20 protein-coding genes are annotated in these 20,321 nt (G+C 67.5%); 14 read left to right on the plus strand and 6 right to left on the minus strand.

All coding sequences use genetic code 11. The annotated features are described in order from the left end of the window. Positions 1–97: 97 nt before the first annotated feature. From ACGFNJ_RS17865 to hrpB, 4 genes are read left to right on the plus strand one after another with little or no spacing between them, the layout of a single operon-like run. Positions 98–1,282 carry a sensor histidine kinase gene (locus tag ACGFNJ_RS17865; RefSeq protein WP_393448686.1) on the plus strand — a complete coding sequence of 395 codons (1,185 nt, stop codon included), beginning with the start codon at positions 98–100 and terminating at the stop codon, positions 1,280–1,282. After that, on the plus strand, positions 1,279–1,896 hold the full coding sequence (locus ACGFNJ_RS17870; RefSeq protein ID WP_393448689.1) for a response regulator: 618 nt from the start codon (positions 1,279–1,281) through the stop codon (positions 1,894–1,896). The genes ACGFNJ_RS17865 and ACGFNJ_RS17870 overlap by 4 nt, the downstream gene beginning before the upstream one ends. A gap of 58 nt (positions 1,897–1,954) precedes the next feature. Continuing rightward, complete coding sequence (locus ACGFNJ_RS17875) at positions 1,955–2,389, plus strand: VOC family protein (RefSeq protein WP_393448692.1); 435 nt, start codon at positions 1,955–1,957, stop codon at positions 2,387–2,389. A 51-nt stretch (positions 2,390–2,440) separates the two neighbouring features. Continuing rightward, the gene (hrpB, locus tag ACGFNJ_RS17880; protein WP_393448695.1) at positions 2,441–4,882 is read left to right on the plus strand and encodes an ATP-dependent helicase HrpB; all 2,442 of its coding nucleotides are present in this window, start codon (positions 2,441–2,443) and stop codon (positions 4,880–4,882) included. Between the two features lie 7 nt (positions 4,883–4,889). Here hrpB and ACGFNJ_RS17885 read toward each other — a convergent pair whose 3' ends face one another. The 6 genes from ACGFNJ_RS17885 to ACGFNJ_RS17910 form a co-directional block, all read right to left on the minus strand. Next, entirely contained in the window at positions 4,890–6,110 is a 1,221-nt protein-coding gene (locus ACGFNJ_RS17885) for a cytochrome P450 (RefSeq protein WP_393448698.1), read from the minus strand. Positions 6,111–6,184: 74 nt separating this feature from the next. Next, complete coding sequence (locus ACGFNJ_RS17890) at positions 6,185–7,234, minus strand: LuxR C-terminal-related transcriptional regulator (protein WP_393448701.1); 1,050 nt, start codon at positions 7,232–7,234, stop codon at positions 6,185–6,187. 56 nt (positions 7,235–7,290) lie between these two features. Continuing rightward, a complete protein-coding gene (locus tag ACGFNJ_RS17895; protein WP_393448704.1) occupies positions 7,291–7,548 on the minus strand; it encodes a hypothetical protein in 258 nt (85 codons plus the stop codon). Positions 7,549–7,648: 100 nt separating this feature from the next. After that, positions 7,649–8,671, minus strand: a complete 1,023-nt coding sequence (locus tag ACGFNJ_RS17900) for an ABC transporter substrate-binding protein (protein WP_393448707.1) — start codon at positions 8,669–8,671, stop codon at positions 7,649–7,651. A gap of 47 nt (positions 8,672–8,718) precedes the next feature. Then, on the minus strand, positions 8,719–10,065 hold the full coding sequence (locus ACGFNJ_RS17905) for a hypothetical protein (RefSeq protein WP_393448710.1): 1,347 nt from the start codon (positions 10,063–10,065) through the stop codon (positions 8,719–8,721). 33 nt (positions 10,066–10,098) lie between these two features. Then, positions 10,099–11,016, minus strand: coding sequence for a LysR substrate-binding domain-containing protein (locus ACGFNJ_RS17910; RefSeq protein ID WP_393448713.1), 918 nt, complete (start codon positions 11,014–11,016; stop codon positions 10,099–10,101). Positions 11,017–11,113: 97 nt separating this feature from the next. Here ACGFNJ_RS17910 and ACGFNJ_RS17915 point away from each other — a divergent pair, with 97 nt between their 5' ends. The 10 genes from ACGFNJ_RS17915 to ACGFNJ_RS17960 all read left to right on the plus strand — a co-directional run bounded on the left by ACGFNJ_RS17915 (position 11,114) and on the right by ACGFNJ_RS17960 (position 20,219). After that, positions 11,114–11,614 (plus strand): cupin domain-containing protein, encoded by a 501-nt coding sequence (locus ACGFNJ_RS17915; RefSeq protein WP_393448716.1) that lies wholly within the window; start codon positions 11,114–11,116, stop codon positions 11,612–11,614. Continuing rightward, positions 11,611–12,510: a BTAD domain-containing putative transcriptional regulator gene (locus tag ACGFNJ_RS17920; RefSeq protein WP_393448719.1), complete on the plus strand. Its 900-nt coding sequence runs from the start codon at positions 11,611–11,613 to the stop codon at positions 12,508–12,510. The genes ACGFNJ_RS17915 and ACGFNJ_RS17920 overlap by 4 nt, the downstream gene beginning before the upstream one ends. Positions 12,511–12,560: 50 nt before the next feature. After that, complete coding sequence (locus tag ACGFNJ_RS17925; protein WP_393448722.1) at positions 12,561–13,529, plus strand: TIGR03621 family F420-dependent LLM class oxidoreductase; 969 nt, start codon at positions 12,561–12,563, stop codon at positions 13,527–13,529. 203 nt (positions 13,530–13,732) lie between these two features. Then, positions 13,733–15,049, plus strand: a complete 1,317-nt coding sequence (locus ACGFNJ_RS17930) for a dicarboxylate/amino acid:cation symporter (protein WP_393448725.1) — start codon at positions 13,733–13,735, stop codon at positions 15,047–15,049. 336 nt (positions 15,050–15,385) lie between these two features. Continuing rightward, the gene (locus ACGFNJ_RS17935) at positions 15,386–16,360 is read left to right on the plus strand and encodes a hypothetical protein (RefSeq protein WP_393448728.1); all 975 of its coding nucleotides are present in this window, start codon (positions 15,386–15,388) and stop codon (positions 16,358–16,360) included. Continuing rightward, a complete protein-coding gene (locus ACGFNJ_RS17940) occupies positions 16,357–17,160 on the plus strand; it encodes an alpha/beta fold hydrolase (protein WP_393448731.1) in 804 nt (267 codons plus the stop codon). The genes ACGFNJ_RS17935 and ACGFNJ_RS17940 overlap by 4 nt, the downstream gene beginning before the upstream one ends. Next, positions 17,157–17,573: a hypothetical protein gene (locus ACGFNJ_RS17945; RefSeq protein ID WP_393448734.1), complete on the plus strand. Its 417-nt coding sequence runs from the start codon at positions 17,157–17,159 to the stop codon at positions 17,571–17,573. Before ACGFNJ_RS17940 ends, ACGFNJ_RS17945 begins: the two co-directional genes overlap by 4 nt. Then, entirely contained in the window at positions 17,524–17,991 is a 468-nt protein-coding gene (locus ACGFNJ_RS17950; RefSeq protein WP_393448737.1) for a hypothetical protein, read from the plus strand. Before ACGFNJ_RS17945 ends, ACGFNJ_RS17950 begins: the two co-directional genes overlap by 50 nt. Then, on the plus strand, positions 17,988–19,181 hold the full coding sequence (locus ACGFNJ_RS17955) for a hypothetical protein (RefSeq protein WP_393448740.1): 1,194 nt from the start codon (positions 17,988–17,990) through the stop codon (positions 19,179–19,181). Before ACGFNJ_RS17950 ends, ACGFNJ_RS17955 begins: the two co-directional genes overlap by 4 nt. A 78-nt stretch (positions 19,182–19,259) precedes the next feature. Then, entirely contained in the window at positions 19,260–20,219 is a 960-nt protein-coding gene (locus ACGFNJ_RS17960) for a DMT family transporter (protein WP_393448743.1), read from the plus strand. Positions 20,220–20,321 lie beyond the last annotated feature (102 nt).

Raw genomic sequence — 20,321 nt, forward strand, 5'->3', positions numbered from 1 at the left:
TTACGTGGCCTTTTGTCGCAGCGTATGTCGATTCGGTGGGGTAAACGTCCGCCGTTCGAAGGACAACCGGATGCCCGATCCGGGTTATCGTCGAGGCATGACAGCGCGCGGCCTCGCGCCGGTGGGGTGGGACTTCTGGGTTCGGATCTGGGCCGCCTATGTCGTGGGCGGGATCATCGCCACGGCGGTTCTCGTGATTGTCTTGCAGCACGAGTTCGCCGGGCACATGTGGACGAGTTTGGCGGCGTTGGCCGGCCTGCTGGCATGGTCGGCGCTGTTGGCGCCGCGTCGCAGCAATCCGGGAGCGTTCACTCACCGTGTGGTGGACCGGAACTCGGTGTCGTTCGTGGCCGTGGCGCTCGTCTTGTTTCTCATTGCCGCCTGGTGGTCACCGCAGGCCAACGCCGGACTGATGGTGATCTACGCACTGATCTACATGTCGCTGCCGGTGCGGCCCGCGATGCTGGTCGCAGGCGCGATCAGCTTGACGCCGCTGGTCTACTCGCTCATCAGCCAGCTGGATGTGCCGATGGGCCTGACGATCTCGCTGATCGCGGTGGTGTTCAATCCGCCGATCGGCGGGACGATCGTGCTGGCCATCGACCGTGGTGAGCAATTGGCCGTCTTGCTGCGCCAGCTGGAGAGCAGCCGCGCCGATGTCGAGCGGTTGTCCAGGGAAGCCGGCACGGCGGCCGAACGTGCCCGTCTGGCACGGGAAATCCACGACACACTGACCCAGGGTTTCACCGGCATTGCGACGCTGGCCCAGGCCGTTGACTCGGAGTTCGATTCCGATCCCGTTGTCGCGCGCCGCCATATCGCGCTGATCGAGGCAACCGCGCGGGAGAACCTGATCGAAGCACGCGCCATGGTCGAGGCGTTGACGCCGCCGGAACTGGGCGTCGGCCCACTTGCCGATTCGGTGCGGCGCCGGTGCGAGCGGCTGACCGACGAGACAGGTATCAGCGTGCATGTGGAGGTGGATTCAACTGTGCCACAACTCGATACGGCCACCGAGGTGGTATTGCTTCGGGTTGTGCAGGAGGCGCTGACGAACGTGCGCAAACACGCACACGCCGACTGTGTGCACGTCACACTCACCCGGACCGATCAGGACGTGCGACTTTCGGTGGCGGACAACGGAATCGGTTTCGACCTTGCGCGCACGAACGGCTTCGGGCTGTCCAGCCTGCGTAGCAGGGCGCACGAGGTCGGCGCGACCGTCGCGGTCACGACCAGCCCGGGTGCGGGCACCCGGGTGGATATCGTGGTGCCGACGTGATCACCGTCGTCCTTGTCGACGACCACCCGGTGGTGCGTGAGGGCATGCGCGGAATGCTCTCCAGGGAAACCGATCTCGCTATTGTTGGCGAGGCAGCCGGCGGAGCAGAGGCGGTGACCGTCGCCACCGCGGTCCGTCCCGACGTGGTGCTGATGGACCTCCGGATGCCTGGGGTCGACGGCGCCTCGGCGACCGAACAGATCCTCGCCGCCTGTCCCGACACCCGGGTGGTCATCCTCACCACGTACGAGACGCACGCCGATATCGTGCGCGCGGTGGCAGCCGGGGCATCGGGTTACTTGCTGAAGGGCAGCTCGCGTGTCGAGCTCGCCGCTGCCGTGCGGGCGGCCGCCCGCGGCGAGACCGTGCTTGCGCCGTCGGTCAGCGCACGGCTGCGGCGCAGGGAACCGCGGGTGGTCCTGTCGGCCCGCGAGGTAGAGGTCCTCGGACACGTCGCGCGCGGGCTGACCAACGCCGAGATCGGTCGGCTCCTGCACATCGGCGAGACCACCGTGAAAACCCACCTGCAGCGCACATTCGCGAAACTCGACGTCTCCGACCGCACTGCCGCCGTCACCGCGGCACTGGCGTATGGGCTGTTGGCGCCACCATGAGCGGTGGGTCGGCCGTGCCCTGTGCAGCCGACGAAGATCGCGGCTCTATGGTGGACCGATGGCATCGGTTAGACAGGTTCAAGTCACCTTCGATTGCGCGGATCCCGAGCGGGTTGCGCGTTTTTGGTGCGAGGTGTTGGGGTACGTCGTGCCGCCGCCGCCCAAGGGTTTCGCGTCGTGGGAAGAGTTCGATCGCGCACTGCCGCCGGAACAGCAGGGGTCGGCGTTCGCCTGCGTTGATCCGACCGGTGTTGGGCCGCGCCTGTACTTTCAGCGCGTTCCCGAAGGGAAGGTTGTCAAGAATCGGGTGCATCTCGATGTTCGGGTCGGCACCGGACTCGTGGGAGATGAGCGGCTGGCCACGCTCGAGGCCGAATGCGCCCGGTTGGTCGCGCTCGGCGCGGTGCGCTTCCAGCTGCTGGCCGCCGACGGCATCAACGAGTCGTGCATCGTGATGCAGGACGTCGAGGGCAACGAGTTCTGTCTCGACTGAGGGCGGACACCGGCAAGGGCGATACCGTCGCGGCAGGCAGACTGAGCGGTAATGAAACTGCCTGAACTCCCTGATCTGCCGGTTCGCGGCAGGCTCGACCATATCGTCGGCACGCTGACCGAACGGGGCGCCGCCGTGCTCGTCGCACCGCCTGGCACCGGAAAGACGACGTTGGTGCCGTTGGCGTTGGCGGCGGCGACCACCGGACGGGTGCTGGTGGCCGAGCCGCGCCGGTTGGCGGCGCGGGCGGCCGCGGCCCGGATGGCGGCGTTGCTGGGTGAGCAGGTGGGGGAGCAGGTCGGGTATTCGGTCCGCGGGGATCGCCGAGTGGGCGCACGGACCCGGGTCGAGGTGGTGACCTCCGGCCTGCTCGTGCGGCGACTGCAAGGCGATCCCGAACTCGACGGCGTGGATGTGGTCGTGCTCGACGAATGCCACGAACGGCATCTGGACGCGGACCTGCTGTTGGCGCTGCTGCTCGACGCCCGGGCCGGTCTTCGACCGGATATCAAGGTGCTCGCCACGTCGGCAACGGTTGCCGCAGGTCGACTTTCGGCGCTTCTCGGCGGGGACCAAGATGCCCCTGTGGTGGAGGTGCATGGGCGCGCCTACCCGGTGGACCTGACGTATGTCCCGCCGCTGCCGCGCGAGCGGGTGGCAGCGCACGTGGCGCGCGCGACCCGTGCCGCGCTTGCGAGCACCGCGGGTGACGTGCTGGTGTTCCTGCCCGGTGCCGCTGAAATCCGTTGGACTGCCGAGTTGTTGGCGAACGAGCCGGACGTGGATCTGGTCCCGTTGCACGGGCGGCTTTCCGCGGCAAGCCAGGACACGGCGTTGCGCCGAGGAGCGCGGCGGCGCGTTGTGCTGTCGACGGCGGTCGCCGAATCCAGCTTGACGGTGCCTGGGGTGCGGGCCGTGGTGGATTCGGGACTGGCACGGGTGCCGCGCATTGATCGGGGCCGTGGCTTGTCCGGGCTTGCGACAGTACGGGTTTCGGCGGCGGTGGCAGAGCAGCGCGCCGGGCGGGCAGGCAGGGAGGGGCCCGGGCACACGTGGCGATGCTGGCCGGAGTACGAACACAGCACGTTGCCCGCCTATCCCGAGCCGGAGATCCGAAGCGCCGATCTGACGCGATTGGCATTGGAACTCGCGTGCTGGGGCACCCCCGACGGCACGGGCCTCGCCTGGTGGGATGCCCCACCGCACGGCGGATTGTCCGCCGGCCGTTCGGTTTTGCGCGCACTGGGGGCCGTGACCGCAGACGGTGCGGTGACCGAGCGCGGGCGGCGCATCGCCCAGCTCGGACTGCACCCCCGGCTGGCACGGGCCCTGCTCGACGGCGCCGCGGAGGTCGGCACCCGCGCGGCGGCGGAAGTGGTCACCGTCCTCGACGACGACACCCACACGCCAGGAGTCGATCTCGTGACAGGTCTGCGGGCACTGCGTCGGGACCGACCGCCCCGCTGGCTGCGGGAGGTCGACCGCCTGTCCCGTCTGGTCGCCGCCTCGGACGGCACCGACGATCCGGCTTTGGTTGTCGCCCTTGCCCATCCGGAGCGACTGGCGCGGCGTCGTGGCCCGGGATCAACGAGCTACCTGATGGTCGGCGGCACCGCAGCCACCCTGCCGCCTGGTTCCGGATTGGCCGACGCGGAATGGCTGGCGGTCGCGTCGGCGACCCGCGATCCTGGTCGGTCCGACGCGCGGATTCGATTGGCCGCCGTCGCCGATGAGCAGCTGGCCCGCCGGGCGGCGGCGAATCTCCTGGTGACCGAGGAACAGGTGGCGTGGGTCGACGGCGACGTCGTTGCTCGCCGCGTGGAGCGACTCGGTGCGATCGTGCTGTCGGAGCATGCTCTTCGTGATCCCGATCGCCAATTGCTGAGCGCGGCACTACTTCACGGCTTGGCCTCGAGCGGCCTGGGCTTGCTCCGGTGGGACGAGGAAGCCCTCGCCCTCAGACAGCGCCTCGACTTCCTGCACCGCACGCTCGGCGCACCATGGCCACCGGTCGATGACGAGTCACTGCTCGCCACCGCCGACACCTGGCTCGGACCCGAACTCGCCACCGCCCGCCGCCGCACCGACCTGGGCCGCGTTGACGCAGGCCAAGCCCTGCGCCGCCTGCTGCCGTGGCCTGAGGCAACCCGTTTGGACGAGCTCGCCCCCGAACGCTTGCCGGTCCCTTCCGGAAGCCGCCCGCGGCTGGACTATTCGACCGATCCACCGGTGCTCGCGGTGAAGGTGCAGGAAGTCTTCGGCTGGACCGACACGCCTCGTCTGGCCGATGGTCGAGTATCGATCCTGTTGCACCTGCTCTCGCCCGCCCAACGCCCCGTGGCCGTCACCGCTGACCTGGCGTCCTTCTGGCGCACCGGCTGGCCACAGGTCCGCGCCGACCTTCGCGGCCGCTATCCCAAACACGCCTGGCCAGAGGACCCCACCACCGTCGCCGCCCACCGCGGCACCGCCCGCAACGCTCCGCGCACCTAGCATCTCGTCACACACTCGACGGCGCTCCGTATCGGAGCGGAAGCGTGCGTGGTCCGACGGGGCCGAGGGTGAGGCCAGGCACGGCCGGTCCGGCCGCGGCGAGGTCGGGAAAGCTGCGCGCGAGAATGGGCAGCGCCTCGGCGATCTCGGCGCGGGCGAGTGGTGCGCCGAGGCAGTAGTGGATGCCGCCGCCGAAGGTGAGCTGTGCCGCGGATCGCGGTGCGGTGATGTCGAATTCGGCGGCGCCGAAGGCGGCGGGATCGGTGTGCGCGGCGTCGAGCAGGATGTTGAGGAAGCTGCCTGCCGGAATGGTGAGACCTTCGAAGTCGATCGACTGGTCGACGACTCGCCAAATGGTGTTGACCCCCGGCGCAACTCGCATGACCTCTTCGACCGCGCGCGGTGCGAGCGCCGGATCCTCGGCGAGCATCCGCCACTGCCGCGGGTGTTCGAGGAAGACCTGCACCGCGCGGCCGAGTTGCTGGCGCGTCGTATCTTGCCCCGCGAACAGCAGAGCGCTGACCATCGTGCGTAATTCGGTGGGGGACAGCCGATCTCCGGCCTCCTCGGCCGCGATCAGGTCGGTGATCAGATCGGGCCCCGGCGTGGCTCTGCGCTGCTCGATCAGCTCGTCGATGGCGTCGTGCAGTGCCGCGAGCGCCGCCTCGATGCGGGGCAGGTGCTCGGTTGCCGCAACGCTGAAGATCAGGCCGATCTCGTTCGGCAGCCGATGAAAGTCCGCGCGCCGTTCGGGCGGTACTCCCAGCAGTTCGCTGAGGATCCTGGCGGGATACCGGTCCGCGAAGTCGGCCATGAACTCGCATTCCCCGGTGGCGACGAGCGGTGCGACGAGTTCTTCGGTGACGGAGCGCATGACCGGCCGCAGCCGGTCCACCGCGGCACGGTTGAACGCCTGGCTCACCAGCCCGCGCAACCGCGCATGATCGGCCCCCTCGATACTCGGCAGCACCGACCCGATCCACTCGACCGCGGGTCCCGAGGTAAGGCCTTGTGCGGCAAGGGAGTCCACCCCGCCCCAGCGCACCCTGCGGTCCGCGAGCAGTGCCGCCGCCTCCCGATGCCGCAACACCGCGAAGCCGATCGGCGTGCGGGCATACCAGTGCTCGGCGCGTGCCGCGAGCACCTGCGCGGAGTCCGGCCGAAATGCCGGATCGAGCACGTTCAGCACGGTGACGCTGTCGTCTCCGGTGTGTTCGATGATCGTCACGAAGTCGTCCTTCCCACCCGACAGCCCCACGGTGGGGCTACCCGCGGAACGCTACGGACGACCGCCGACCAGGCCTATCCCAGAAATGTCGTATTTCCTGCGCCGGCATCGCCGCGCAACAGCACCGCGAGCTTGCGCCGACTGCGAATGCCGGTCTTGGTGAAGACGGCGGTGAGATGGGCCTGCACGGTGAGCGGCGAGATGAACAGCTGTTCGGCGATCTCGCCGGTGCTGCACCCCGCCACGACCAGATCGGTGATCTCTCGTTCGCGTGCCGTCAGCCCGAATGCCGCGTACAGCAACGGCGTGATCGTGCTCGGATTCGCTTGCTGGAGAACGAAGGACACCTGCGCGCCGGTCGCGGACGCATGCAACGAGACCCAGCGGCCGCTCGCCGCGCGCACCCTGGTCGCGACGTCGCCGTCGGTTCTGGCCCGCTCGGCCAGGGCCAGCATGGCGAACGGCAACGCGTCGTGCTCGGGCGCCTCGGGCGCGCCGAGGTCGGCGAGCCAGGCCCGCGCGGGCGCGGAGATCGTCGTGACCTGGCCGTTCGCGTCCAGCACCAGCACGCCGGGCCAACGCACCTCGCTGTCTGCGGCGGACCGGGCGCGCACCCCTGCCGTGCGCAGTCCGCGGCCAAGCACTCCGGCCAGGTCGTGCGCGAAGTCCCGGTCGTCGGCGGTGAAGTCGTGCGGCGCGGCGCGGAACAGCGAGATGTTCCCCCAGCAGGCGCCGTCGATGACAAGCGCGGTCCGCAGCTCACCTTGCATGCTGTTGGGCCGCAACAACTCTCGATAACGAATGCTGCGATCCAGGCGACCGCCGGTGACTTCGCTGAGTACGCCGCTGTGCCGTGCGCCCGCCGCTAGCGTGGTGAACGAATTGAAGTCCTGTGGCAGGTACGCGAACCGGGCGACTCCGGCATCCGGTGGCGGCATGTCGTAGGCCCGGAACCCGGTCTCGATCAGGCTGTCGGGATCGGTGGTGTGCCAGCACGCGGAGTCGTACGGAATCGCGGTGGCGAGCAGCTCGGCGGCCTCGTCGATCAGCTCGGCGGTGCCGAGATCGGCCGAGGTCAGGCGGAGCATGCGCGCGAAGGTTCGCTCACGGAGGCGACTGCTCATCGACTCAGTCTCCCGCCGAACCGCCGACCGCGGTACCCCTCGCGATCAGGTCGAGGTCAGCGGCGGGTGGTCGGTGCCGGTTTCGCGGTGGTCGGCTTGGGCTTCGTGCTGGTCTTGGGCTTCTTCGCCGGCTTGTCGCTGTCGGGTTCCCACTCGTATCCCGGGGTGTTGTTCAGACAGAAGCTGTCCTCGACGACGGTGTCGGTGGCGTCGAACTCGCACCAGCGGGAAACGGTGGTACTGCGGCTGCACGCGACCGTGAGGGAGAGCGCCATCGCGGCGATGGCTAGGGCCGCAAAGATGCGTCGGCGCATGGTGTTTCCGTTCGTTACGCGGTGGGAGTCTCGAACCGATATGCCTCCCCGACGGCAGGATGTTAACAGAATCGGCAGATCGGCTGCGGCGGTATGCCGCTCAGCTGACCTTGGTGGCGCGTCGAATGGCCGCCGCCAGATCGTCGAGCAGCGGCGCCACTCCCGCATGCGAGAACCGGTACACCGGTTGCCAACTGGCGACCTGATTGGCGCGCACCGCGGGCAGGCCGCGCCACACCGGGTTGGCGGCCAGCGCTTCCGGCGTCAGCGCGAGGGTCCGGCGATCCAGCAGGATCAGGTCGGCCGGGTACTTGTCGGTGTGCTCCCAGCTCAGGTTCTCGAAGAAGCCGTCGCTGCCGACATGCTCCGGAATCACCATGTCCACCCCCAACTCCGCGAGATAGCTGAGGTCGGCGGAGGCTCTCGGATCCGACACGTAGAAGACGCCTGGCGCGGCCGAGGCCGCCATGACCCGCAGGCCCGGCCGCTGCGCCACCGCATCGCGGATCGCCTGGGTCGCGGCGTCGAATCGCGCGGTGGCTTGGATCACCTTGGGGGCGTTCAGGTCTGCGCCGAGCGCCCCGGCGAGCTCGCGATAGCGAGCGATGATGGCCGGCAACGTCCGGTGGGCTACTTTTTGCGCGAGGACATTGGGATTGATCTGCAGAATCTTGTCTTTGCTCGCATCCGGCACGTACCAGAGTTGGTCGCCCACATACGTATCGGTGAGCAGTAGGTCGGGTTCGAGCCCCGCGTACTTCTCGATGTCGAACTCGCCCCAGTTGTTGCCGAGCACGGTCACCTTGGCGAGTTCCAAGTCTCCGGTCAGCAGGCTCGGTTCCCCTGTCGCCGTGCGTGTTTCGCCGAACACCCCGACGACGCGCTGCTGTAAGCCGAAGTCGGCGAGCAGCCCGGCGGTGCCCGCGAACGCGACGATCCGACTCGGCGCCTCCTTGGTCCGGACCGTGCTGCCCCGATCGTCGGTGAACGTCCACCCGCCCGGCCCCGTGTACGGCTCGTCGTCGGCGGACCGGCCGCACCCGGTGACGGCGGCGCCGAGCCCGGCCGCGCACAGGGTGGTGAACAGACGGCGCGATAGCTGGATTGTGTCCATGGCTGCCATTGCTATTACCGTACGGTAATTAGGCAAGCCTTACCAACTAGCCTCTCTCACTCCTGGTGCCAGACGCGTTGGTGGTCGCGGTGGGTGGACAGCACCGCGGTGTCGGTGAGCACGGTGTCGTAGAACTCCAGATCGATATGCTGAGCCTGCAGGTAGTTCATGATCCACACCGTCGGCACCGTGCCGGGGAACTTGCCGAACGTCTCGTCGATGTAGGTGGCCTGCAGGGCGAGGAACTCGCGGAAGCGTTTGTCCCACGGGGCTGCTGCGCCGCGCACTGTGGCGTTGTCGGCGAACGGGCCTGGGGTGTCGGGGTGATAGGGCCCACCGTGGCCGAACTTTCGTTCGGCCAGTGCTTCCACGGCATCGGTCATGGTGGCGTAGTGCGGTCGGCAGTACGCCTCGAAGACCCCGGGCAGCCCGGTCGGATTGGGCAGTGCCCAGCGGGAATCGGTGTCGTAGCGGAAGCCGAGGCCGGGGATGTCCGGGTCGCCGCTCGCGCCGAGCATCGTCAGCCGGTCGATGCCGTCGAACGTCCAGCCGCCCAATCCCATGGCGCCGAGCAGCAAATGCCCGTTGTGCACCGCCGCCATCAACTCCGCCGTCGCCTCGGTCAACGAGTACTGCTCGACGAACGACAGCGGTATCGGTTCGGTGAAACGCAAAAGGTCACTGTATTTTTCGACACCGGGAATCGGCCGCTGGTGCACATCGTCGTAGAGGGCGAAACCGTTCTGTGCGAAGAACGCGATATTCGCGAGCATCTGCTGGGCGATGTCGGCCACCGGGATCACCAACAGCGAGCCGGGATGGTTGGCGATCCAGGTGTTGTGGCCCTCCAAATACGGTTCCGTGCGCGGCAAATGGACGCGTCGGTCGGACAGCCGCACCACGCGCGACAGCAGCCGGCCGAGCTTGGCTTCGGTCACACCTTCGCCTTCGGCATACACACCGTCCGGCACGGCATCTCTGGTCGGCAGGAAGTAGGTGCCCGAATCGTCGGTGAAAAAGAACTCGCTGGTGTGGAATCCGGCCGCCGACCCGAAGGTGCGCCCGGTGGCGGAGCCGCTGTAGTTCGGTGCGGCGGGCGCGTAACCGGGATGGTGGCTGATGCCGAAATGCCAGCCGGTCCAGCCCGCAACGGTATTCAGCACCACCGCGCGTTCGAGATCGCTCAGCGACTGTGGTGGTTTGCTGCTGGTGAAGGCGAGCGGTCCGGCGGGAATGGCGCCGCCCACCGGAAAGCGCCGGGATCGGCGACCGTAGATCGCGTCGAGCAGCGGATAGCGCGCGAGGTCGGACAGCGCGGCGCGCTCGGCCTCGGTCAGCTCCAGCGGGTCGAGCCCGTTCCCGGCTGCGCGCGCTCCGGCCTGGTCGTCGGCGAAAGCGGGCATCAACGCTCCTTCACTGCGAGAGGTCCGTCAGGGTTACGAGGGTGCTGATCCTTCGCCTTCCGCGACAAGCTCTGCCGCCGCCTTGGTCGCCGTGCGAACGAACCCCGCAACCAGCGGCCGCTCGTCGTCCGCGCGGTAGGCGACCGCGAGCACCGCGGGCGGCACATCGCGCAGCGGGCGGGTGACCACACCCGCCCACGGAAAGAACCGGGACACCGAGGCGACCGACACCGCGACCGCCTGGCCGCTGCCCACCGCGGCGAGCAGATCCTCCAGCGTCGCCACTTCGGCGCCGATGGTTGCCGGACCCTCGCGGTAGTCCGCCAACGTCATGAAGTCGCGCGCCATGAGATCCCGATTGTCGGTCCACCACGCGAACGGCTGCACGGCCAATTCCTCTGGGGGAACCGCGGTTTCGGCGGCCAGCGGGTGATCGGCGGGCAAGAGAGCGATCCGCTCCTCGGCCAGCAGCGGCGTCACCTCCAGCCCCTCGGGCGCGGGCAGCCAGATGAGCCCGACATCGGTGGATCCGGCCAGCACGCCCGCGCTCGCATCGTCGAACCCGACCTTGCCGACGGTCACCACGACGTGCGGATACTCCGCCGCGAAGGTGCGCAGCACCCGGGGCGTGATGTCCAGGCCGGTCACCCCGCGGATGCCGATGATCAGCTCGGTGCGCTCGCCGGACTCCGTCTCGCGGGTGTCGGCGATCGCGGCGCCGACCGTGTCGAGAATGTCGGGCACCCGCTGCAGCAGCGTCCGCCCGGCGTCGGTGAGCGTCACCCGCCTGGTGCTGCGCTGGAAAAGCGTGGCGCCGATGCGGGTTTCGAGTTGCTTGATCTGGTTGCTCAGCGCCTGCTGGGTCATGTGCAGCCGTGCTGCCGCCTTGGTGAAATTCAGCTCGGTCGCCAGCACGTGAAAAGCGCGCAGGTGCCGCAGTTCCACATCCACAAGTCTGGATTGTAGATCCGACAGCCGATCGGTGTTTCCCTTCTCGATCGCGCGCATCGAGCATTGAGGGCATCGGGAAACCAATCGAGGAGCCAGCGTGCCGGAACGACGCCATGAACTCGGGCAATACCAGCCGATCGCCGAATGGGCGTTCGGCTGCCTGGTGATCTGGCATCAACTCGCCGAGACCACCGGTGGCGTGCTGTCCACCGCCGAGGTCGTGGTGCCGAGGGGCGCCGAACCGCCGGTGCACGTGCATTCGAGGGAGGACGAAATGTGCTTCGTGCTCGAAGGGGAACTCACCGTGCACCGTGGACTCGATCGGGTGGCGGCCCGGCCGGGTACCTCGGTGTGGTTGCCGCGCGGCATCCCGCACGGATTCGCGGTGCGCACGGCGACGGCGCGGGTGCTGCACCACTACACGCCCGCGGGAATCGAGAAGGCGCACCGGGCTTTCGGCACCGCGGCCACCGGAACGGTGCTGCCGCCCGCCGATACCCGCTGGCCGTCGGACGCGGAGGTCGAGGCCGAGTTCGCGCGCTACGGCGTCACGCTCGCCGGTCCGTCGCCGGCGAACGGTCCTGCGGGGCGATCATGACGGCGCCGCACTGGATCGCCACAGCGGCCTACGCGGGGTACGCGCAGGTGCGGATCCTCGGGCCGGTGTCGGTGGTCGATGGTGATCGAGTGATCGGTGTCGATCGTCCGCTGGAACGGGCGGTGCTGGTCCGGCTCGCACTCGCCGGTGGTGTGCCCGTTCCTGATCGGCGACTCGCCGCCGATCTGTGGGGTGACGGTCAGCTGTCGCGGCCGGTCGAGCGGCTGCGGGTGGTGGTGTCGCGGCTGCGGGCGGCGTTGGGTGTGCACGGCGCCGCGGTGCTGCGCACGCCTGCGGGCTATCGGACCACGATGGTGGCGGGCGATCTGCTCGCGGCAGAGTCCATCGCCGACCGGCTGCACGCGGCGGCGCGGGCCGGACGCCACGGTGAGGTCAGGGTGGCCGCGGAGGAAGCGCTGCGGCTCTGGCGCGGACCCGCGCTGGCGGACCTCCAATGGGCGCCGTATGCGGCGGTGGAGGCGGCCAGGTTGGACGAGTGGCGGCTCGAATTGACCGTCACCGGACTGGATGCCGCGCTTCGGCTCGACTTCGGCCCCGAATACCTCAGGGAGATGGCGATTTTGGCGGGTGAGCACCCGATGCACGAGCCGCTGGCCCGACTGCACGCGCTGGCGCTGTACCGGGTCGGCAGGCAGGTCGATGCGCTGGATCGCTTGCGCGCCTTGCGCCGTGACCTGGCCGCCGAGTTCGGCGCGGCGCCGAGCCCGGAGACCGTCGAACTGGAGGTGAGCATCCTGCGCCACGATCCGACCCTGCATCCGGCGCTGGCCGCCGGAAAGTTCACGGGCCGAGCACCTTCGGTCCATCGGATCTCCAGCAAGCGCGATCTTGTGACATTCGGCCACCGCTTCCGCCACCTGCAGCCAGGCTGCTGATCCTGCCATTGACGGTGACGTCGGCTGGCGGAACCTGAAAAGGTAGTCGCATGAAGCCATTTCGTTTCGCCACCACCGCAACCACCGGCCTCGTGAGTCTGTCGCAGATGCAGGAGACCGCGCGTTTCGCGGAATCGGTCGGGTTCGCCACCTTGGTGTTCGCCGACCATCTCGACGGCCAGTACGCACCTATTCCGCTGCTCACGGCGGCGGCGCTGGCGACCGAGCGTATCCAGGTCTGTTCCTACGTGTTGAACGTGGACTTCCGGCATCCCGCGGTCCTGGCGCAGGAACTGGCAACGTTGGACCGACTGTCGGAAGGACGACTCGCCATCGGGCTCGGCGCGGGCTGGAGCCGAAACGAATACTTGGCGACCGGAATTCCCTTCGAACCGGTCGGCGCGCGCGTCTCGCGGGTGCGTGAGGCGGTCGCCGTCCTCGACGGCTGCTTCGGGGACAAGCCGTTCACCTACGCCGGAAAGCATTACACCATCACCGATTACGACGGTCAGCCGAAGCCGTGGCGGCAGCGGCCGCCCTTCCTGCTCGGCGGCGGTGGCCGGAAGATGCTCGGCTTGGCGGCTCAAGTGGCCGACATCATCGGCCTCGCACCGCGGGTGCCGCCCTCGCGTCCCGGCGGGGTGTACTTCGATCCCGCCAGTATCACTGTCGCGGCGACCGCGGAGAAGATCGACTGGATCCGCGCCGCGGCAGGGGAGCGCTTCGACGACATCGAATTGTCCACGTACGCTTCGGCAACCGCAGGGTACGGCCCGCCGGTCATCGTCACCGACGCCGCGCTCGCCACCGCGCGCACCCACGTCGACGACATCAACGCCCGCACCGGAGCCACCCTGACCGTCGACGACTACCTGGACTCGCCCCATGTCTGGATCGGCACGATCGATCAACTGGCCGAGAAGTGCCGCTCCCTGCGCGAGCGGTTGGGCATCAGTCATTTCATGCTCAGTCCACCCGAGGTCTGCGCCGAGTTGGTCGAGCGCTTGGCAGGGCTGTGATGGAGGCCATACCGGGATCGGGGGTGAGTGGTCAGATTGGTCGGATGAATCGCTTAGGATTTGGGACGTTGTGAATCTCTCTAGGACAGTCGTGCATCTGGTGGCCAGGTTGCACGTGGATTTCGGGCGGCTGGCGACACAGCTGTGTCGATGACGCTGCGCGTCTCACACTCGAATCCTTTTCACTGTCTTGGAGTTTCTTCATGTCCGTACCCAGTTGGCGTAGCCGTGTGCTCAATCCGGCGCGCTGGTCGTTCGGTGTTCAGATCCTGCTCGGATTGGTCGTCGGCGTCGCCGCGGGCTTCATAGCGCGCGAGACCGAGGCGGCCTGGCTGACGAGCACGCTGACGCAGGTCGGCACCATTTTCGTGCAGCTGCTGAAGCTTGCGGTGCCGCCGCTGGTGTTCACCGCGGTGCTGGTGAGCATCGCCGGGTTGCGGCACGTCACCAACGCCGCTCGGTTGGCCGGGCGGACGCTGCTGTGGTTCATGGGGACCTCGGTGATCGCGGTGGCGGTCGGGATCGTGCTCGGTCTCGTCACCAATCCTGGGCGCGGCGTCGATCTGTCGCTGGCCGGGGCGAAGGCGCCCGAGAAGTCGGGCGGGTGGACCGACTTTCTGACCGGCATCATCCCGACGAACGTCGTCGGCGCCTTCACCAACGGCAACGTGCTGCAGTTGGTGTTCCTCGGCGCGGTACTCGGCGTGGCGGCTCTGAAGCTCGGCGAGGTCGCCAAACCCTTTGTCACGCTGGCCGAATCGGTTTTGCAGCTGGTGCAGAAAGCGCTGTGGTGGGTGATCCGGTTGGCGCCGATCGGGACCGCAGGCCTCATCGGTAAGGCCATCGCCAGCTACGGATGGAATCTGCTGCAGCCGTTGGCGACGTTCGCGGTCGCGGTGTACGCCGGGTGCCTCATCGTGATGGTCGTCGTCTACCCGATCCTGCTGCGCACGGTAGGCGGCGTGAACCCGATTCGGTTCTACGCCAAGGCTTGGCCCGCGATCGAGCTCGCTTTCGTATCGCGTTCGTCGGTCGGCACGATGCCGCTGACCCAGCGGATGGTGACCGAGCGGCTCGGCGTCCCCGGCGAATACGCCTCATTCGCCGTGCCTTTCGGCGCGACCACGAAGATGGACGGTTGCGCCGCGGTCTACCCGGCACTGGCGGCGATCTTCGTCGCCCAGCTCACCGGCGTCGAACTGGGTATCCGCGACTATCTGCTCATCGCCTTCGTCTCCGTCGTCGGCTCCGCGGCCACGGCCGGTCTCACCGGCGCAATCGTCATGCTCACCCTCACTCTGTCCACCCTCGGCCTACCCCTGGCCGGCGCCGGACTGCTCCTCGCGATCGACCCGATCCTCGACATGATCCGCACCGCAACGAATGTCGCAGGCCAAATGGTCGTCCCGATCCTGGTCGCGCGCCGCGAAGGAACCCTCGACAAGGAACTCTTCGACCAGCCGTCCACACCCCTGACCACGGCCGCCGCGACCAGAGACCCACTACCCGTCGCCGCCTGACCCCCGCGGAGCAGCGCTCACTTCCAACACCTCGAGATCAAAGACTCGGATCCGCACTCGTTCTGTGGATTCGCACTCGTTCTGGGTTGCCAGAAGGGGTGCGGATGCACGGAAGGGGTGCGGATTTTCGTTGTTGAGGGCTTCTCGGGTGATGCCGCCACAAGTGCCCCGTGATCAGCCGACCAACTCGGAGAGGAGGTGGTGTCGGCTGAATGGCTGATACCCCGGGGTTTGGGCGGGGGATAGGGTGCATTCTCTACCGGCTGCGCGAGAACAGATCTGAGCGAGCGCGGTTGCCCGTTGTCGGTTGTTGCGGCCGCTGTCGTCGGAGTTTGCATGAACGTCTGGGTGTGGGTGGCAACCTGGGCGCCGGTCGTATTGGCAGTCGCGACACTGGGGCTGGTCGGTACAGATTTCGCGATGCGCCCGGAGAGGCGGCGGGCCATGGTGGCTTTTGTGCAACGGCGGTTGCCGGGGCTGCTGCGGTGGATGGTGCCGGTATCCCTCATTGTCGGCGTCACCGCGATCACTGTTTTCGGGGCGGTGTCGGCGCGGGCGCTGCTGGTTCGCGACCTCGAGGCGCGGGGGCGGGGTGGGCTGTCCGAGGTGCTGTGGCAGTTGCTGTTGTTCGCGGGGCTTTCCGGGGTGATTGCGTTTCTGGTCGTCGAGTTCGTGAAGCATCAGACGCCGTTGCGTGCGCTGGTGCATCGGGCGGCGGTCGAGCGGTTTTTCGGGGGCGATATCAATCTGCTGAATGAGCGGTTGCTGGAGCGGACGCATCGGCCTACTCCGATTGGCGAACGGTCCGCTGCCAAGGGTTCGCCGAGCTACCTCAGTTACGGGTCGACATCTCGACAGTTGACGGGCCAGCTGACCGAATCGCTGCGGCACTTCGCGGATTTCCTTGCGGACAGCTCGATTTCGGAAGGGTTGCGGGACGCGCTGACCTTCGCGACGATCGGTGATCGGCGCATCGCGTCGGATCTCGTTCCCGCGCCGAGCGAATCGCTCGGCCTCGAGGTCGTCACGCCGCCGGACAGTTCGAGCCCGAGTCCGTCCGAGGCAGTGTACGAGCATATCGAGCGCAGGCTCGATATCTTTCAGATCCAGGTCGAGAACCTTTGGCGGCGGGTGCTGCGGACGATGTCGGCGGGCTGGGCTGGGCTGCTCGCGGCACTCGGTGCGTCCGTAACCCATTCGGGCGCAGCGGAATTGCTGATGGCGACAATCGGCGGGTTGGTGATCGGTGGCCCTGCCGCCTGGTTGGCGCGAGACCTCGCGCGGCTGATCGAACGCAGGGGTGCGCTGTGAGTTACGACCTGTTGCTCACCTTGCGGACTGCGGATCGCGGCGGACCGTGCAGGCAGCGGGTCCATGCGGAACTCGCGCCCGAAACGGGACGGCCGATGTTGTTGTTCGTGCACGGATTCAATGTGAATCGGAAACACGCACTGCACCAATGGAAGTCGCTGGCGCGGTTCATTGCGCCGGATCCGATGGTGCAGTGCGGGCTCTTCTTGTGGCCGAGCGATCTGCATTGGATGCGCTCCATCGCGCGCTTCACCTATCCGGCAGTGGTGGATCGAGCCAAAGAGTGTGGCCGTTTGCTCGGCGATTATCTGGATCAACGGCGCAGCCATCCATGCATCTTGATCGGGCACTCGCTCGGTGCTCTGGTAGCGCTCGCGGCGGCGGATTGGTATCGCGGCGATGAGACCGTCCTGCGGGGACTCGGCCTGGCTGGAGCCGCGGTAGCGGTGTCGGAGATGGCCTGGAAGAAGGGGCAATACGGTCGGAAGCTGGCCGACGTCGAGGGCGTCGGATTCAGCCCGCGCGATCCCGTGCTCAAACGCCCGTTCGGCGTTGGGAACTGGCTGTATGCGCCGTGGACACCGCGAAGCGAGGCGGTGGGGTTGTATGGCGCACCTGCCGCGAGGGAGTGGCATCGGCAGAACTTCGAGATCGATCACCACGCGCACTGGCGGGAACCGGCGTTCGGCGACTTCACGGCGGTCCTGCTCGGAGGCTGGGCACAGCGCAAACCCCATGAGGCGCAACCACCCCCGGAGCGACACATCCGTACTCGACCGAGTGGAAGGGACCACGAATGAGCAGCGACGTAACGGCGATCCGCGACGCGATTCACGACTACAAGGCGGGGCACAACCCGAAGTTGGACTCGTTCTTCTACAACGGCGGGACGGTCGTCGCGCTCGCGGCGAGCGTCGTCGCGACCACGCTGCCGTGGTCGGGCGACCTGCAGTGGATCCCGCGGGTGCTCACGGCGGTGGCCGCGATCATCATCGGCTCCGAGCGTGCGCTCGGCTTCGGTGAGCGCTGGCGGTTCCACCTGGGCCGCTACGGTGCGGCGCGATCGCTCGAAATCCGCCTGGCTCGAGCCGGCGTTTTGGAGCCAGCGGACGAGGCGAAGGAGATCTCGGCGATCGTGCACGAACTCGGGGAATTGCTACGCAATGACCGAGTACCCGGTGGTCAACTGGATATTCCGCGCAGAGAAGGGTGACGAGCGAATGTACATAGCGGCACTGGATGAGTCGACAGACGACCGCGGACTGAGTTTCTCGATCCTCTTTCCGCACCTGGCGCGGATCGGCCGGATTCGCGATGTGCACATCGGGGAGATCCGCCCAGGAAAGGTGCGCGGGAACCACTATCACGCGATCCGTCAGGAGATCGTCGCTGTCATTGCGCGCGGCCGCTGGTCGCTACATTGGGACACCGGCGCGGAAACTCTCACGCACACGCGCACTTTCGAGGCTGGAGCGATTGTCGTTGTGCCACCACGTAATTGGTCGCACGCGGTACGCAATGACGGAACTGAATCGCTCTGGATAGTCGCGGCGAGCGATCAGGTTTACGACCGACACGAGTCGGATCCGGTGGCCCGTGACGCGATTCATCGGATGGTGGTTCAGCCTTGACAGCGGAGACTTTTCGCACGTTCTGTCATATCAACGAATACGGCGTCGACGGCTTCGAGAAGCTGCATCGCATGGTCGCGACGAGTTCGCCGCTGGTGCTGTGGGGACCGTCGAGCCGGATGATCGCGTCGATCCACTGCCGCATCCAACCGCACACCTTCCTCAGGCTGGTCGACAGCGGCGACATCAAAATCATCTGCCGGGAGTGGTGGCTGGACCGGGCGGCACGCGATGAGCACCACTGGCCGGGGGCTATGTGGACGCCGGGCTTCGACGATGCACTCGCCAAGTTCGCGACCGAGGACAGTCCGCTGCCCGAAGAGCACCGTCGAGTATCGATCGTCAGTGGTGAAGGCGGCGACACCTGGGCACCCGAGTACGTCGAGCAACGTCCGGAGCTGGCCGATGCGATCTTCCGATCGCTCACGGCCTCGGACGCGCATCTTCGGTATCCCCTTGGGATAGTCGAGAAGGCGCATCGCCACCGTGCCGACCGACGCAGGTTCATCGCGGCTGTGGTTCGCGATACCTACAATCACGATGCGGCGCTGGCCGACTCGCGAACGAAGACACCATTCCTGCTCGCGCAGAAGGAGTCCGCGTTCCAGGAGCTGTTGGAACGTGTACGCGCCGAGTCGCCGGTGCAGTTCCCCGAGTACCCCCGGGTGCCGTCGATGACGCCGAGCGAGCTCTCCGCGCTGACCTCCGAGGTGCTGCAGGTGCTTCGCCATCTCGAATACGGCCGCACTATAAGCGTCAGCCAATTCATGAAGCACGACGGCCAGCAACTGATCGCGGCATGGATGAATCAGTTTTGCCACGACCTGGAACAGGCGGGAGGCCGATTCAAGGCGGGTGACGTCGTCACGCGACTGCGTGACGATTTCGACAACAATGCGCCCGAACGCTCGGATGAGTTCGAAACTCCGGAGGTTGTTGGACGGATCACGGAGTTGGCGCTGGACGCCGCCGATATGGTCGGCAGTGACCAGTTGCTGCAGGTGTTCGGTGGATTCGGCATCGCGGCATCGGCGCTGCCGCTCGGCACTGAATTGGCGCGGCGAGTTGGTCTGCTACCGAAACGCTATGAGGGCCCTTGCAAGTGGGCGTTCGCGTATGCCTACGGCAAAGTGACCGCCAGCAACGCACGCCGTCGGGAACTGCGGCACACCTTCGATCGGCTGACGTAGGCGGACTCGCGGCGTCGTTGCCCATAGCCCACCGGAAAAGCATTCGCCAAGCAAGAACAACCATGCCAGGGTCGTGGGATGACTGGGCAACGGACGGCGGTCCCTGCCGAATCGGCAGCATCCGGCGCCGCGACGATCGGCATAACCATTGGCGCACTGGCAGTTTCGACGACCGGAGTGTTCGTCGCGCTGGCGCAGGCACCGACCGTGGTTTCCACGTTCTACCGCTGCGCGCTGGCCGTCCCGGTGCTCGTCGCCGTCGCCTGGTGGGAGACCCGCCGCAATGGGCTGCTCGACCGGCGGGAAGCGTGGCTGGCGATCGCCTGCGGTGTGTTCTTCGCCGCGGACATGTTTCTCTGGGGCACCGCAGTGCTCGAAGCCGGGGCCGGGCTGACGACGGTGTTGGTGAATGTGCAGGTGGTCGTCGTGCCACTGGTCGCGTACCTGGTCGATCGCGAACTGCCGGGCAGGCGGATGGTTTTCGCGCTGCCGGTGATGGTCGTCGGTCTCATCGCGGCGAGCGGCGTGCTGCAACAGGGCACCACCGGGCACAACCCCATGCTCGGCGCCGTCCACGCGATATTGGCGGGCGTCTGCTACTCCGGCTTCCTGTTCCTGCTGCGCCGCAGCGGCAGGCAGGGGCGCACCATGCAGACCTACGCCATCGCCATCGTCATCCCCGCACTGGCCGGCCTCGGCTGGGGCCTGCTGCGCGGGCTTTCCTCGACACTGCACGTCGACGGTCCGGCCCTGGGCTGGCTGGCTCTCACCGCGCTGACGGGTCAGGGCATCGGCTGGCTGCTCATCGCCCGCTACTCCCATCGGGTGCCGAGCGGCGTGAACGCCACCCTGCTGCTGCTCACCCCGGTCGGCGCACTGCTGCTCGGCGCGGTGATCCTCGGTGAACGCCCGGCCCTGCTCCAAATAGTCGGCTCCGCACTGATTCTCGCCGCCGCATACGGTGTATCCGTTCGGCGCGAGGCGACTTCCGCCCCGCAGCCGATCTCCGCGGAGGAACCTGCCCGCTCCAACCGGTAGGGCTAATGGTCGTCGTGGCAAGGGAATCCATCGCGACACTGCCGACCTGTCCGCGGCTTTTGATCCGGCCGACGAGACGGTGCCGCCCGCCGCCGTAGGTCT

It is taken from the genome of Nocardia sp. NPDC049149 (assembly GCF_043197455.1).
Classification (GTDB): domain Bacteria; phylum Actinomycetota; class Actinomycetes; order Mycobacteriales; family Mycobacteriaceae; genus Nocardia.

Bases quoted from the DNA above. Each gene is read 5' to 3' on its own strand.
- ACGFNJ_RS17865 (WP_393448686.1), top strand. From the start codon at position 98: ATGACAGCGCGCGGCCTCGCGCCGGTGGGGTGGGACTTCTGGGTTCGG.
- ACGFNJ_RS17875 (WP_393448692.1), top strand. From the start codon at position 1,955: ATGGCATCGGTTAGACAGGTTCAAGTCACCTTCGATTGCGCGGATCCC.
- hrpB (WP_393448695.1), top strand. From the start codon at position 2,441: ATGAAACTGCCTGAACTCCCTGATCTGCCGGTTCGCGGCAGGCTCGAC.
- ACGFNJ_RS17890 (WP_393448701.1), bottom strand. From the start codon at position 7,234: ATGAGCAGTCGCCTCCGTGAGCGAACCTTCGCGCGCATGCTCCGCCTG.
- ACGFNJ_RS17895 (WP_393448704.1), bottom strand. From the start codon at position 7,548: ATGCGCCGACGCATCTTTGCGGCCCTAGCCATCGCCGCGATGGCGCTC.
- ACGFNJ_RS17900 (WP_393448707.1), bottom strand. From the start codon at position 8,671: ATGGCAGCCATGGACACAATCCAGCTATCGCGCCGTCTGTTCACCACC.
- ACGFNJ_RS17905 (WP_393448710.1), bottom strand. From the start codon at position 10,065: ATGCCCGCTTTCGCCGACGACCAGGCCGGAGCGCGCGCAGCCGGGAAC.
- ACGFNJ_RS17920 (WP_393448719.1), top strand. From the start codon at position 11,611: ATGACGGCGCCGCACTGGATCGCCACAGCGGCCTACGCGGGGTACGCG.
- ACGFNJ_RS17925 (WP_393448722.1), top strand. From the start codon at position 12,561: ATGAAGCCATTTCGTTTCGCCACCACCGCAACCACCGGCCTCGTGAGT.
- ACGFNJ_RS17930 (WP_393448725.1), top strand. From the start codon at position 13,733: ATGTCCGTACCCAGTTGGCGTAGCCGTGTGCTCAATCCGGCGCGCTGG.
- ACGFNJ_RS17935 (WP_393448728.1), top strand. From the start codon at position 15,386: ATGAACGTCTGGGTGTGGGTGGCAACCTGGGCGCCGGTCGTATTGGCA.
- ACGFNJ_RS17945 (WP_393448734.1), top strand. From the start codon at position 17,157: ATGAGCAGCGACGTAACGGCGATCCGCGACGCGATTCACGACTACAAG.
- ACGFNJ_RS17950 (WP_393448737.1), top strand. From the start codon at position 17,524: ATGACCGAGTACCCGGTGGTCAACTGGATATTCCGCGCAGAGAAGGGT.
- ACGFNJ_RS17960 (WP_393448743.1), top strand. From the start codon at position 19,260: ATGACTGGGCAACGGACGGCGGTCCCTGCCGAATCGGCAGCATCCGGC.